The sequence below is a fragment of the Paenibacillus algorifonticola genome (assembly GCF_050481745.1).
GTDB classification, from domain to species: Bacteria; Bacillota; Bacilli; order Paenibacillales; family Paenibacillaceae; genus Pristimantibacillus; species Pristimantibacillus algorifonticola_A.
In genome coordinates this window covers 1-15,026 of record NZ_JBCNGR010000035.1, presented here as the reverse complement: position 1 = coordinate 15,026, position 15,026 = coordinate 1, and the positions used below count along the sequence as shown (strand labels likewise).

At 47.7% G+C, this 15,026-nt stretch carries 10 protein-coding genes; 2 read left to right on the top strand and 8 right to left on the bottom strand.

The features are described 5' to 3' along the window. Positions 1-44: 44 nt before the first annotated feature. The 7 genes from ABEW34_RS24530 to ABEW34_RS24500 all read right to left on the bottom strand — a co-directional run bounded on the left by ABEW34_RS24530 (position 45) and on the right by ABEW34_RS24500 (position 11,201). Complete coding sequence (locus ABEW34_RS24530; RefSeq protein WP_430162220.1) at positions 45-2,330, bottom strand: GH32 C-terminal domain-containing protein; 2,286 nt, start codon at positions 2,328-2,330, stop codon at positions 45-47. Continuing rightward, the gene (locus ABEW34_RS24525; protein ID WP_430162218.1) at positions 2,327-4,795 is read right to left on the bottom strand and encodes a PfkB family carbohydrate kinase; all 2,469 of its coding nucleotides are present in this window, start codon (positions 4,793-4,795) and stop codon (positions 2,327-2,329) included. Before ABEW34_RS24525 ends, ABEW34_RS24530 begins: the two co-directional genes overlap by 4 nt. Positions 4,796-4,815: 20 nt before the next feature. Continuing rightward, positions 4,816-6,447 (bottom strand): ABC transporter substrate-binding protein, encoded by a 1,632-nt coding sequence (locus tag ABEW34_RS24520; protein WP_430162216.1) that lies wholly within the window; start codon positions 6,445-6,447, stop codon positions 4,816-4,818. A gap of 107 nt (positions 6,448-6,554) precedes the next feature. After that, on the bottom strand, positions 6,555-7,451 hold the full coding sequence (locus ABEW34_RS24515) for a carbohydrate ABC transporter permease (protein ID WP_430162214.1): 897 nt from the start codon (positions 7,449-7,451) through the stop codon (positions 6,555-6,557). A 13-nt stretch (positions 7,452-7,464) separates the two neighbouring features. Continuing rightward, positions 7,465-8,403: an ABC transporter permease gene (locus ABEW34_RS24510; protein WP_430162511.1), complete on the bottom strand. Its 939-nt coding sequence runs from the start codon at positions 8,401-8,403 to the stop codon at positions 7,465-7,467. Between the two features lie 239 nt (positions 8,404-8,642). Continuing rightward, entirely contained in the window at positions 8,643-9,611 is a 969-nt protein-coding gene (locus ABEW34_RS24505; RefSeq protein WP_430162212.1) for a LacI family DNA-binding transcriptional regulator, read from the bottom strand. Between the two features lie 1,020 nt (positions 9,612-10,631). Beyond that, positions 10,632-11,201, bottom strand: coding sequence for a class I SAM-dependent methyltransferase (locus ABEW34_RS24500; protein WP_430162210.1), 570 nt, complete (start codon positions 11,199-11,201; stop codon positions 10,632-10,634). A gap of 205 nt (positions 11,202-11,406) precedes the next feature. On the opposite strand from ABEW34_RS24500, the gene ABEW34_RS24495 reads away from it, so the two are divergent. Then, the gene (locus tag ABEW34_RS24495; RefSeq protein ID WP_430162208.1) at positions 11,407-11,610 is read left to right on the top strand and encodes a hypothetical protein; all 204 of its coding nucleotides are present in this window, start codon (positions 11,407-11,409) and stop codon (positions 11,608-11,610) included. 92 nt (positions 11,611-11,702) lie between these two features. Here ABEW34_RS24495 and ABEW34_RS24490 read toward each other — a convergent pair whose 3' ends face one another. Further along, positions 11,703-14,615, bottom strand: a complete 2,913-nt coding sequence (locus tag ABEW34_RS24490; protein WP_430162206.1) for an efflux RND transporter permease subunit — start codon at positions 14,613-14,615, stop codon at positions 11,703-11,705. Positions 14,616-14,886: 271 nt separating this feature from the next. Here ABEW34_RS24490 and ABEW34_RS24485 point away from each other — a divergent pair. Further along, a partial coding sequence (locus ABEW34_RS24485) for a TetR/AcrR family transcriptional regulator (protein ID WP_430162509.1) occupies positions 14,887-15,026 on the top strand: 140 nt, incomplete at its 3' end.

The window sequence follows — 15,026 nt, the reverse complement described above, 5'->3', positions numbered from 1 at the left end:
GTATTGCCCGCATTTATAGGGTAAGGAGCGCCAAGGCGCTCACATTACCATATAGAATGCATATTCCATATTTCCATCGATTTTACCAGCGGTTCGCCATCTCCCCAGAGTTCAAGACCCAAGGCATCCTTACGGCTCGGATATACCCGGGTCGTCAGACTTTTCAATCCGTTGGCGTAAGTTTCAACCATAGAGCGGTCCAGATAAATATGCAGCTTAAGATTCTCCCCTGACAGCTCCAGCTTACCTCCTTGTACTCCTTTACATTTCTCCCCGGAATGCAGTGTCGTTTTGGTCCGGTCAGCGAAGAGCATGGATTCATTTATGTCATAATACAGCAGCGTTTCTTCCTCTCCATCCGGCGATCGCCGGATTTTGATTCCAAGTTGTTTGGCACTACCAGGCTCCAGCTCTAATTGAATCTCAAGCATGTCTCCTTGAACATCCTTAAGAAGGCTATTTGCTTCACTTAATGACTTGTCCCTGAGTGATAGCCTCTTCTTGTCGCGCAGTGATTGAAGCTCCTCAATCGGCTCGATACCCAAGCGCCCATCCTCTCTCAAATACACACTTATCGGCAGGCCGCCGTTATGGGCCCAGCCCGATTGATACTCCAATTCAGATGTACGGTCACCTTGAGCAATAGTAAAAATAATTTTTCTGCCTGTCACAGGATCAACCATTCCACTTGGACCTGTAAAATGGAAATCGCCGACATCAATTAATTGAGGTTCCTCTTGATCGGGTTTGAACGATAGATTGTCTTTGTCCAGCTGTCCGATCCAGTAGAAGACCTCTACATCTGCCCCTGCTCCAACAGGGCTGACCAGCAGAAGATGCTTGTAATCTCCCTGTTTGTCAGTTCCAAGAGGGAGAAGGACAGGCAATTCCCATATAGGACCAAGATAAGGGAATTTACGAATATCTGCTTTATAGAAAGATCCTTTGTATGTCCAATTCAACATATCTTCTGATACAAATGCCAGCGCTGCTCCGCCCTCCCCTTCAATTCCGGAACCCGAACCAACCAGGGCATACCAGCCGTCCTCATCCTTCCATACGAACGGGTCACGGAAATCTCCGAATACCCCCATTCCATTTTTTTGTACAATAAGCGGCTCGGGATGTTTGACCCATCGGACCAAATCAATATCTTTGTCTTCGGAGTAGGTGCTTCTAGCAAGCGCGACGCTTTGATTTGGTGAGGCACTATCATTACCTGCTGTAAAAAACAAGACAGGAAGGCTATCAGCATCATAAGTCGCGCTCCCAGACCATATTCCGTCCGGTGCAAGCTGATCCTTCTCAGGCGCTAGAGCAATAGGTAGATCACGCCAATGCACCATATCCTCACTCACCCAATGTCCCCAATGAATATGATGAAAGTAGGGCCCTTGAGGATTATGTTGATAGAACAAGTGGTATTGCCCCTCAAAGTAGATCGGTGCGTGAGGCTCGTTCATCCAATGAGCCGGCGGGCTAACATGATACTGTGGTCTGTGCCGATCTGTTAGCAAAAGGGTACGATCCAGCTTGATATCATCATATTGTAATTGTGGATGGACGCCTCCATGTTCTAAATCCAGCACTTCTTGATAAGAAGTGGCCACCTCTTCCGCACTCAGTACCCGGCTGTAGATTTTAAGTTCATCAATGATGCCGCTAAACATATGAAGGCTGAATACTCTTGCCAGCTTGCTACTATGATTATTTTTAGCGATGAATAAATCTGTGCCTACTGCCTCATTTATACGAGAATCGCGAGGCAAAGCTTCCGAAGCGATTTCTCTGCCATTCAAATACAGCTTGATTTCACCCTCGTGCCCGTTGAACACAGCGCTCACGTAGGACCAATCATTCTTTGGCAATTCGCAGCCATCCGGCGACCAGATTTCCTTCCACTCTCCTCCTTCCAGCCCTACTTGAAAGGACCATGACCCGTGGCGGAACATGCCAAGTAGATACCCCTGTTTGTCATCCCTATTGTGGCGGTTCACGATGGCAGCTAGCTTGCCTTCATGCCCCCATTCATGGGTTCGCGGGGCAACCCATACTCCGATACTGAGAGCCGAGAGGTATTCCGGTTCGCCATTACGCTCTTCCCGATGAACGCAATGGGCAATGTATGATGAGTAGCCATCGAACAGGAGCCCGCTTCCTTTAACCCCGTGTCTCCACGGCGGAGTAGATGGTTCGGTAAACTCCGCTTGGTTAAATACGTACTGGATATTATTTATGGATTTCGATACGCTCTCCAAAGTGCTTGCCCCGGTTCCTTCATCAAACGCCCAATGCATAATTAATCCCCGGTTATCCGTTGTATTGCTCATACATTATTCCTCCCTAATATCACCTCTGTGCTTTCATCTGAAGCATGAATAGATTTAAGCGAATGGATTTGAAGCGATTTGAGGACAACCTGTCCTGATTTTGTGCTTACCTCAATATTCTCTATCGGTGCATCAGGGAAAATCTGATCGGTCAGCACAACCAAACCATTATCCGCGTACACTTCTACCGCGTTGCGGTCCAACCAGATATGCAACTTCAGCTGTCCATTTACCGCAGCCAGGCTGGCTCCGTGCTGGCATGCAAACGCCGGGTGGAAATTGGTCTCACCTGATTTCGAGCGGTCGGTGAACAGCCACTCCATAGCAGAGTTGTACCCGATAACAATCTCGCTCTGTCCAGAGGATTTCAGATGGAAACGCACCTCGTCCCCTAACCGGACATCCATCTCCGCTTCAATCTCTAACAGATCATTTTTCGACTTCTGCATAAAAGAGGTCACTGGCGTAACTGTGATATCATCCCAGCTCATGGATTCTTTGCGTAGCTTCCCGATTTCCCTGACAGGCATTTGGGTCAGCACTATACTGCCATCCTTGCTGGTGAGCGACAAGGTGCGCGGCAGGGTCATTGCGCCTCTCCAGGAACCGGTAGGCGTCTCATTGGCATACTTCCAGTTGCTCATCCATCCGATGATCACACGGCGTCCGTCCTGCTCAGGGATATCTGACCAGGTAACTCCCGCATAGTTGTCTCTGCCATAATCCAGCCACATGATATGATCGGGCGGATTGTCATTAATGAAGGTATTTCCGTCGAACTCTCCAACAAAATATTGCGTACGCGAACCTTCCGGACAATTGGGATTGTCTCCGATGCTTATGATCAGTACCCATTTGGAACGCTCGGTGTCATCCACCGGCAATTCAAACAGATCCGGGCATTCCCAAACACCATCATGTGAGCCTTCTTCTCTGCCGAATTCACCCGTCAGTGACCATTCACGCAAATTGTCGGATGCATAGAACCGGGCGTGGTCTCCCGCAACAATAGTCATAATCCACCGCTCACTTTGCGCATGCCAGAACACCTTCGGGTCGCGGAAGTCTATCAAATTATCCTCGACAAGCACTGGATTCCCGTCATACTTGTGCCAGGTTTGCCCTTTATCACTGCTGTAAGCCAGGCTCTGCCGCTGGCGTGGCTGTCTCGTCTCAGGATGGATATCCGCATGCGTAAAGATTGCAACGAGTCCATGGGAATCTTTAAATAAGCCGCTGCTATTATTCCAATCCACTACACAGCAGCCAGAAAATATCGCTCCATGCTCATCCGGGAATAGAGCAACAGGTGCGTGCTCCCAGTGAACCAGGTCTTCACTTATAGCATGACCCCAATGCATCGGCCCCCATTTATTACTGTAAGGATGATATTGATAGAATAAATGATAGCTTCCCTCATAATAGACTAATCCGTTTGGATCATTCGCCCAATTGGAGGGTGGTGAAAAATGATACCCCGGTCTGAAACGCTCTTCATTGTACGGTTTGCTGGACTCTATCATCTGATTAATCTCATCTGTCGTCGGCATGGACCCAAGAGCCCCCTTTCGTGTTGTTACTAACGCGCCGCCCGCATTAGCAAAAGTCAGCATGCTAATGATTTGCTGTTTGGTTAGATCTTCCAATGAACTTCCGCCTTCCAGGATCTTATATAACAAGCAGCCCAGAAAAGCATCGCCAGCTCCTGTTGTGTCGATGGCATTCACTTGAAATCCAGACACATATCCATCCTGACCAGCCAACCGGTAATAACAGCCTTGTTCCGCTAAAGTGACGACGACCAACACGATACCGAATTGTTGTTGCAACTCTAGCGAGCCCTGTTCCAAATCGCTAGTCCCAGTTATAAAAAAGAGCTCTTCTTCCGATATTTTCAAGATATCGGCGTACTTCATACCCCAAAGGATATTATGTTTTGCTTCCTCCTTGCTCTCCCATAAAGCAAACCGGATATTCGGATCGAACGAGAGCAGCACTCCTGCTTCCTTGGCTCTGAGAACTGCCGTCCTGGTTGCGGTACGGGCCGGTTCATGGGTCATGGACACTGAGCCAAAATGCAGAGCCTGGCAGGTTTCAATCCGATCGAGCGGGACATCCTTCGAGTGTAAGAAGGTATCTGCTCCCGGCTTTCGGAAGAAGCTGAACGATCTGTCTCCCTTATCATCCAGGTGGACAAAGGCAAGCGTTGTACTCGCTTCATTTGTGAATGAAACTTCAGACACATCAACACCACTACTTAGCAGTGTGTTGTGCAGCAGGGAACCGAATTGGTCCTCCCCAACCTTGCTAATCAATGCAGTTCTGGCTCCTAATCGGGATAGCACAACGGCTACGTTAGCCGGAGCGCCTCCTGGATTGCATTCAAACTGCTCGTTCCCCCCAGTTGTATGGCCTGCTGGAGTAAAGTCAATCAATGCTTCTCCAATCGTAATAACATCAAGCACAGTTTCTCCCCACCTGTCATCTATTTATTTATTTTTAGATTTGCGTTATAGCGATCCAGTCCGTTTTGATAAATCTCCATTAATTCGTTTAGGCCCATCTTTTCCAGTGTTTTCACATAGCTTTCCCACTCCTCATCCGCGCCGCCATTAACAATGAATTTTCCCCTTTGGGTATTTACATACTTAATCAGTTCAGGCTCGATCTTGTTGATTTTGTCCAGTTCGTCTGGTTCAAAGAAAATACTCGGATAGTTTTCCTTTTCCATGTATGGATCGTAATATTGCTTTAAATCTTCAACACGCTGCTGAGCTCGTGGTTCCAGATCAACAACTTTCCCCAAGTCCTGTATGGTAATGACGCCAGGTCCGCCTGCGCCTGGAGCCACTTTTTGACGGAATTCACCTGCAGAAGCTCCCTCAGGAAGCGGCAGGTTCACCAATTTCCCATTTTCGTCTTTTTTGTATACAATATCTAGTGGTCCCCAATGAATCTGAGCAGCCATGTACGGTTCATACTGTTCATCGATCCAACGCATCGTGATTTCCGGATTACTGTTCTCTTTTGTAATCACAAAGGCCCCACGCCCTGGACCACCGCCATTACCGCGTCCGATTGTTTGATCCCCATTTGGTCCTTTAAGTGGAGATAGTAGAACATAATCCTTACCGCGTTCAGTTCCGACAACCTCTTCAATTTCCCACCAGATATAAGATCCAAGTGTCTCATCTGTCGTTTTTCCTTTTGCCAGATACTGCGCCGCATCTTGCGTGAAAGATTCGGGGTCAATCAGACCCTGCTTATACCATTTTTCATGGAAGTAATTCAGGGCTTCCTTATATTCAGGCTGAGTAGCCGTAAAAATAACTTTTCCATCTCTGACTACTCGATGCTCCATATTATCAGGAAGACCAAATGCACCAAAAATTCCGGCAATATCCATGCACCACTGCATATGCATGAAGCTCAGCGGGATTTCATCTTGCTTGCCATTACCATTTGGATCCTTCGTTTTAAAGGCAAGCAGAGCTTCCGTATATTCATCCAGTGTTTGCGGCACTTCCAGACCCAGCTTATCTAGCCATTTTTTATTGATGACATGGAAAAAGGGGTTGGTTCCAAGGTTATTCTCTTCGAATGATGGCAGCCCATAAATATGTCCATCCGGTGCGGTAATCGATGATTTGATGTCGGGTCGACGATCAAGAAGCGCTTTCAAATTTGGCGCATATTGGTCAATCAAATCCTCCAGTGGAATAATAGTTCCGTCTTTGCCGTAATTGATCAGCTCGTAATCGGTGAATCCGGCTCCATAAAATGCATCCGGCAGATCCCCGCTTGCCAATAACAAATTTTTCTTTTCAGTAAAATCAGTATCAGGGATGTTTTCCCAATTTATCTTTACGTTTGTTTGCTCCTCCAGCCGCTTGAAAATTTCCATTTCCGAGTATTTCGGAGCCAAGGCAGCTTTCGGGGACACCATTCTCAACGATACTGCTTCTTGAACAATCGGAAGACCGGTTTTATTGAAATTGGCTTCTTGATCCGTATTTTCTGCCTGATTCTTTGATCCGTTACTGTTTCCCGAACATCCACTAACCACAAACGCTCCGGCCAACACAAGAATCCCCACATTTTTTAATAAAGATTTCATTGTACATAACCTCCCTTAGTTGTCATCCAACATGCTGAAAATCACTTTCTTACATGCTTCATCTGAATACTGCTTGTACATCCCCCCTTTCAAGCATTACGTCCACATCACCCCTTGATTGATCCGATCATCACGCCTTTAACAAAGTACTTTTGCAGGAATGGATACAAAATCAACAGCGGCAGACTGGATACAATAATTACACCGTATTTGATCAGTTCTGTGACGCGCATCTTCGCCGCGTAAGATTCAACATCTATCATCATGCCGGAGTTAACCTGATTCTGAACAAGAATGTTGCGAAGCACCAATTGCAGCGGGTATTTGCTTTCATCGCTAAGGTAGATCAAGGAGTCAAAAAAACCATTCCAGAAACCAACGACATGATACAGCACCATTACGGCTAGGATCGATTTGGACAAAGGCAGAACGATGCTCCAGAAAAATCTGGTGTTGGAACATCCATCAATAGATGCGGCTTCCCACATTTCATCCGGTATGGACGACTGAAAAAAAGTCCTCACGATAATAACATTGAATACACCGCCCGCTCCGGGAATCACGAGTGCCCATATTGTATTCAGCATATGAAGATCCTTAATCAGCAAATAGGTTGGAATCAGTCCTCCGCTAAAAAACATGGTAACCAACAAAAACCACATAATCACAGACTTACCTGCCAGGTTTTTGCGTGCTAAAGGGTAGGCTGCACAAACAGTCACGGCGACTCCAATAAATGTTCCAAGTGTCGCGTATAAAATTGAGTTGGCATACCCCATCCATATAGATGAATCCTTGAAAATTCGTTCGTATCCATCTAATGTAAAGCCTTTCGGAAACAACCAAACTTCACCTGAGTAAATATAATTGGGGTCACTGAATGATGCTATCAGCACAAAGTACAACGGAAATAATACGAGCAGCATGATGATGGTTAACAAGAAGTAGTTGACTAGATCAAACCATGCATCCCCTGTGCTTTTTCTCTTCAATAATTGATTCAAAATAAACTCCTCCTTACCACAGGCTAGTTTCAGTTACTTTTTTGGCGATTCGGTTAACGGTGAAAATTAGGATGATATTGATTAGAGAGTTGAACAGGCCAATCGCCGTGGAAAAGCTGTATTGCGCCTTCTGAATCCCCATTTCATACACGTAGGTGGGAATAATATTGGAGGTGGCGTAGTTCAGATCGCTCTGCATTAGAAACGCTTTTTCAAAACCAATGCTCATTATGTTGCCGAGTGCGAGAATCAGCAGAATGACGATCGTCGGCAGAATGCTCGGAATGTCCACGTGCCATACACGCTTCCTTTTGCTCGCTCCATCCATAGTTGCGGCTTCATGCAGTTCGGGATTGACTCCCGCAAGGGCAGCAAGATAAATAATCGTGGCAAATCCGGTCTCCTGCCATATCCCCGATAGGATATACAAGGGACGGAACCAGCCCTCATCGGCCATAAAGAGCACGGGGTCCCCTCCAAACCAGGTGATGATGTGATTCACGATCCCGCTGTTCGGAGATAAAAAAACATTAAGCATACCGACAAGTACAACGGTAGAGATAAAGTGCGGCGCGTAAATTATGGTCTGAACAAATTTCTTATAGGTCTTCCCAAGCATCTGATTCAGCATAATTGCGATAATGATGGGAGCCGGGAAGCCAAACAGCAGGGAAAGAAAACTGAGTGTAAGCGTGTTCGTAATGATAGTCCAGAAGTTATAGGAATTGAAAAAATCTATAAAGTGCTGAAACCCCACCCATTCACTACCCCATATCCCCTGACTTGGTGAAAAGTCCTTAAAAGCAATTTGCACCCCGTACATCGGATAATACTTGAATACGAGATAAAGAATAATGATCGGCAGTAAGAACAGATACAACTCATAGTCGCGTTTGAATCGGCTCCATCTTTTTCGATTTGGTTTGATCATGGAATGATCCAGGCCACTCATTTTTGAATTCACTCTTGTACACCCTTTCCAGTAAAGTATTCTTCGTTTTGAAACGTTTCCAACTTAGTGTGTGCGAAGGGATTTTTAGATAAATCGACATTATAAACCGACCGTTTAAACGGATACTTTTAGCCTGATCACAATTTGAAACGTTTCCAATTATGGTTAAGAAAAACGCCAGAGGGTCGATTCGCACTGTTGAATCGACCATGAGCTGATGCTTTTCCTACCAATCATAATCACGTAGTTTCGCCTTGCCTAAAAGTAACCGGGAGTCGATACACTTGCCGTTCTAAATCCTTGCCTTCAATCTTCTCATAAAGCAGTCTGATGGTCATGCGTGCCATTTCCTCCACCGGTTGTCTGATTGTTGACAACAAAGGATGGAAATAGGGATGATCCTGGATGCCATCGTATCCAATGACCTTTACATCTTCTGGGACCCGAATACCCTGCCTGCCTGCTCTTTCAATATATTTGGCGGCAAATATATCGGTAATGGCAAAAATGCCGTCCACATCGTGATGCTCTTTTAGTAACTCATCAAAATAAGCGTCGTCATCCTCAACGGGGTCTGGCTTCTCGTATACAACATACTCAACACCCATTGTTTTCGCCTCTTGAATGAAGCCTTCTCTACGATTCATGGTTTCACTGTAAACTGAAGTGACGCTTCCTATAAATGCCGGTTTTCTAGCGCCCGCTTTTACTAGCTCCCTTAAGGCCAAACGCCCGCCTTCGTAATTATCCGAAGTTACGCAGGTAATTTTCTTGTTAAAATGCCTGTCGATGCTTACAATCGGAATGTCGTTGCTCACGTTGTTCTCTATATCGTTGTAAGTAATGCCGACGATACCAGCCACTTTGTTTTGCTGAAGCATTTCCAAATAATACAGTTCTTTTTCAGGCTTGCCTCCGCTATTACAGAGCATGAGCTTATAACCCCCAAGGTCCAACTCATCCTCAATATAATACGCCAGTTCAGAAAAAAATGGGTGCCAGATGCTTGGTAACATCAGTGCTACCATCTTGGATTTCCGCATTTTGAAATTTCGGGCAATTTCATTAGGGACATAATTCAGCTCTTGTATGGCTTCTTCAACTTTTCTGCGTGTAGCGGGTTTTACAGCACCTGATTTGTTAATGACACGGGACACGGTTCCTACTGCAACGCCAGCTAAGATGGCTACATCTTTAATACTCGACATCTAACCCCCCACTTAAACTCTCTTATAAAAATTATATTATCACCAAATTGGAAACGTTTCAATATTTTTTCGAACGTTTCCATCAAAGTTCAATTCCTGCGGAATGTAGTTGTCCTTGAAGAATTGTCTGACCGCTATTTTAAATTTCCGTTTCGTCACTTCATATTTAGAAGGGAACAAAACTTTATTGTAATGAATCAACAACAGGCTTTCATTGTGGCCAAGTTTGCGTTGGTCAGGTCCCCAATAGTGTATATGCCCATGCGGGCTAAGTTTCGTTCCATCCCCCTCCATTACCCAGAATTATAAATTATTTAATATTTTGCATAAAAATCAGCTAGAAACAGCTGAAATTCGCGTGCGGCTTGGGATAGGTAACGCGCACCATTCCATGCAACAGAAAACGCCCACCTACTTCCATGCCTTCAATCTGGAGTAAAGGGTAGGACTACATAAATAACGCTTCTTCGTCCAGCAGATGGATCAGACTTGTGAATGTCTCTTTGGGCTCTTCTTTGGCTAATTGTGCTATCTTAACAAGTTTGGTTTCCAATTCTTTTCCACCTCTGCGTGTGGCAATTGTGTCCTCATTCTCGATCTGTAACGTGCCAAACTCTAAGACCCCGGAGTGCCCGTTCAAGCTCACCTTATCGCTTGAACCGATTCTGCCTTCTGCATGTGTAACTACATCGGCCTGTCTCCACGTATTTTCGGGGCTCAATCACTTCAGCTTGCGCTTTCGGCCCGTTATATTGCCGTTCTACGCTTAAAACCAACCGTTACCGATTAGCCTCCAAAAACTAGCTACAGGACTGCTGGTTAGGCTTTATCCTGATGGGACTCCCACCCACTAGAATGAACGACCTTGCCCGGCCGCACTACACAGAATATTTTACAGACTCATCTGGGGTACCGCCAACAAAACGTGAAAAACGTACGCTAAGCAATTCGTTGCAAGAAAAAACCGGACCCTTTACTCTACAAGGGAATCCGGTTTTCGTAATCGCGGATTAAGCGGATCTAATTACTGGCAATAAAAATGTATAAAAAATCAGTTGGAAAAACTCGCTTCTTAATTGAGAATCCTGCCGCTTGAAGTGCTTCTTCCATTTTATTTGAAGCAATACGAATTTCCATAGGGGGACCCATCGGGCTTTCTTTGGGCTCCCATTCAAAGATAAGTAAAAGTGCATCTGGTTTCATTACACGTTTTATTTCATTTAAACTAATAGATATTGGTCGAACTGCATGCAGCACCAATGAAGCAATTATAATATCAATAGAATTATCTTTAAGCGGCATATCGGTCATTGAGGCTTCAACTAGCTCAATGTTAGTAATGCTTTGTTCCTCCATTTTAGACTTAAGAGCGGTTAACATTTCAGGTTCTATATCTAAGGCATATACTGTACAATTTGTCATTAGCGCAGCTGGAATAGTAAAATACCCGGTTCCAGCTCCAAGATCCAAGATATGATGGTCTTTTTGAATTGGAAGCATTCCTAACAATTTTTCAGGGGGAATTAATTTCTTTCTTTCGCCACTTTCAAGTACATCTTTATTCTTCGGGTCAAAACGGTGTTGTTCCATTCCACACCTCCAAGATATTCATTAATTTTCCTAATCTTTTCGTACCGCGCGCAGCTCCCAGCGCGCGGTGTGGCGTCGCATGACGGTGGTCAACCACCTCAATCTATTTTACCATAATTCATTCGCAGCAAATTGAAGACGATGCCACCGGAAGCTGCTGGCACGGGCGTCCGAATATTTACGGAGCGAGGTCGATCTCGAGGTTTTGCCTGATGGCGGCATTCGCGACCTGCTCTGCAGTATCAGAGACGGCGGGGCATGGAAGCCGATCGTGTTCACCGATGCGGTTGCACGCCAAGTAAGCGGTCGTGCGGTGGAGGAAACGCGCGGCGTGCTCGAATACATTCAGCATATCGAAATTTCCGAACTGCTTGAATATACCATATCAGCGGCAATCAAGAAGGCATAAAGAGCAGGCTGCTTCCGCTTATCGGAATTTACCCTGGGACTAAAAAGCCTTAGCCTGACAGATATTTGTCAGAGCTAAGGCTTTCGCGTTTTCTATTCCGGTTGAACGACGCGGCGATCGGCTTTCCCTTCCGGCATGATTGCCGACGCTCCGGCGCGGCGTTTGCGGAACGGCAACCAGTTCGCTTCGCCGATCAGGTTGGCGAGGGCGGGAACGACCAGGCCCATAAAGACGGTCGAGTAAAGCACCAGACCGATGACGATGCCTGCGCCGATCTGAAAGAGCGTAGTGACGCCGGACATCATAAGCGCGGCGAAGGTGCCGCCCATAATGACCGCCGCTGAAATGATGACTCCGCCGGTCGTCGACATCGCCCTGGACATGGCGTATGCAATGCCGCCCGGTCGGTATTCCTCCTTGAAGCGTGCCATTAGGAAGATGCTGTAATCCACACCGAGCGCGACGATGATGAGGAAAACGAAGAACGAAGCTCTCCAGGACAGGCCCGGCTTGCCGAGCAGATCGACGAAAATAAATTCGACGATGCCCATCGTCACCAGATAGTTGAAGACAAGCGAGAGCAGTACATAGAGCGGCGCAAGGAACGAGCGCAGCTGAATCATCAGAACGATGAAGATGCCGAGCAGGACGAATATGCCCGTTCGCGTGAAGTCATTACGTGAGATGTCCTTCAGCTCGCCGATTTGCGCGGATGTGCCGCTCAGCAGCACTTCCGGGTCGGCAATGGCTCCGCCGGCCAAGCTTTGCCGCAGCGTATCGCGGATATTATCAACCGTTATAAGTGCATCCCCGGAGTACGGATTGACCGATAGGACAACGTCCACCTTCGTCGTTTTACCGTCCTTCGACATGTAGTAATCGAGCGCCTGCTTCAGCTCCGGACTATCCAGCGCTTCCTTCGGCAAATTCCAGCCGGGGATTTGACTACCGCCGATCATTTTCTCGGCGTCCTTCACTTTGACCAGCCCCGCCGAGATATCCGTGAGCCCTTTTGCTCCATCCTTCAACCCGCCTGTCAGGTCGTTTAAACCGCCCTTAATTCTGGCCGTTCCGTCCGCCGCTTGCGACTGGCCTTCAGCCAGCTGCCCAAGTCCGCCTACGACCCCGGCAACGGAAGAATTAATCTGCTTGAAGCCCTGCTGAATCGCGGCTGCGCCTTGAGTCAAATCGTTCAATCCGCCGGTTAATCCCTGCTGTTTCCCAAGCAATGCCTGCAAATTGGGATCGTCCTTCAGCTCCGGATGCGCTTTGATCAGCTGCTGTAAATCGGCTCCCATGGAGGCGGACAGCTTCGCGCTTTGCGACAAACCACCGGCCACTTGCCCGGCGCCTTCCGACGTCTCTTTCAATCCGCCATAAATTTGATTCAACCCGTTTTTCGCATCGGTCGTTTTGGAAGACATCGTGCGGAGTCCGTTTGTGAGCTTGTCGATGTCGCCTTGACCCTTCGCGATCGAATCGCTTGCGGACGTTAACCCGCCTGCGATTTTGCCGACGCCGATCCTCATATCCTCCAGCGCATCGGACGTACGCATAAGCTGACTCGACACGGTCAGGTCTGCAAGCTGCTCGCCGAGCGGCCTGATCGCGCTGCGTACTTCCTTCACGCCGCCCAGCCTCGACAAGCTTGCGCTTGCCGATTCCAGCGCCGCGAGCGCTTCCGGCGTCCGCATCGAGGCCGAAGAGGTGAGGGCGATCGATACCGGGAACACTTCTCCGGAGCCGAAGGCGTGTTCCACTTGGCGGAAGCCTTGCACCGAGCCGTGGCTCGGGTCGATTTCGGCGAGATCATCGAACGAACGCTTGCCTTCAAACAGCAGCGTAAGCGGCGCTAGCAAAATGACCGTTACGAGCAGTACCGCAACCGGTCTGCGCGCCGCGAGCGACGACATGCCGCCCCACAGCTTCGACTCGCCGTGTCCTTGACCGCTCTTCACCTTTGACGGCCAGAACGTCGCCTTCCCGAAAATCATTAACAGTGCGGGAGTAAGTGTCAGGCCAGCGATCAGCGTAACTGCGACGCCGATTGATACCCCGACGGCGGATTGGTATAAGCCGAACTGTGCGAAGCCGATCAGGAAAAAGGCCAGAAACACAGTGCTGGCGGAGAAGGCGACTGTCTTGCCGACGGTTCTCATCGTCCGCACAAGCGCTTCGACTTTATCGCCGTCACGGCTCAGCTCCTCACGGAACCGTTGGATAAGCAAAATGCAATAATCCGTTCCGGCGCCGAACAGAACGGCGATGAGGAACGTTTCGGTAAATGAGGATACGGGCATGCCGTAATCGGTCGCCAGCGCCACAAGACCACGCGTAATGATAAGCGATATTCCGATCGTGAGAAGCGGAATGAACGGCGCTACCGGGGAGCGGAAGACGATGAGCAAAATTACAAGCACGAGTGCTACCGTCAGCAGCTCCGTCTTTTTCAAACCTTCTTCCGAGCTTTTCTGAAAATCTTTCCCGATCGGCGCGCTGCCGGTGATCGCCACCTTGCTTCCGGCCGGGGCGCCTTTCACCTCATCCGCCAGCTTATCGACGGCTTCCTGTGTTACCGTGTCATTCTCCGCCTTGTCGAATCCGACGATAAGCAGCTCGGTCGTGCCGTCCTTGCTGCGGAATTTGGAAGCGAGTTCCGGTGTATCGTAGGCGGATTGGACGGACTTGAAGCCCTCTTTGCCTTTCAGTCCGGCGAGGACGCCGGCTTTTTCCTTGAGCCAGGCTTTGTCCGCTTCCGTTAGACCGCTCTCGCGCGAATATACAATAATGGCGCTTGATTTGGTCGTCGCTTCGGGATCGATCCGCTCCAAAGTTTGTTTAGCCACAACCGATTCGGAATCGGCCGGTATGAATTTCTGCTCCGTCTTTCTCACTATTTCCTGTAAATCCGGCAATCCGAACATCGCCGCGACCGTGATGGCCAGCCAGGCGATCAATACTATCCACTTTATGCGGGCAAGACCGCGTACAAAGCGTTCCGTCATCTTCCGTTCCTCCCTTTATTCGATCTCTAGAATTAGTTATATCCGATCCCGAAATTAAAGTCAATATTTTTGCACTTATGGTCATTATTATTTTTTGTGAATTTCCCCTGAAATATCAATACATTAAGTTATAAATAACCCCGGTCTGTATACAAACGCGAATAAATATTGAACCTATGGTCATAATTGTTTACGTGAGGAAAGCGGTTGTGATAAAATAAAGAGGACAATAACCGGATTATAGCAAGCGACAGCGGGGAGATAGAAACGAATGAATCGCGAGCTGAAGAAGGAACAGACAAGGCAGCGGATTAAAGATGCCTCGCTTTCGCTGTTTGCTGAGCAGGGATATGAAACGACAACAATTGAACAGGTGGCTAAGCTCTCAGGCGTCGCCAAAGGAACTTTTTT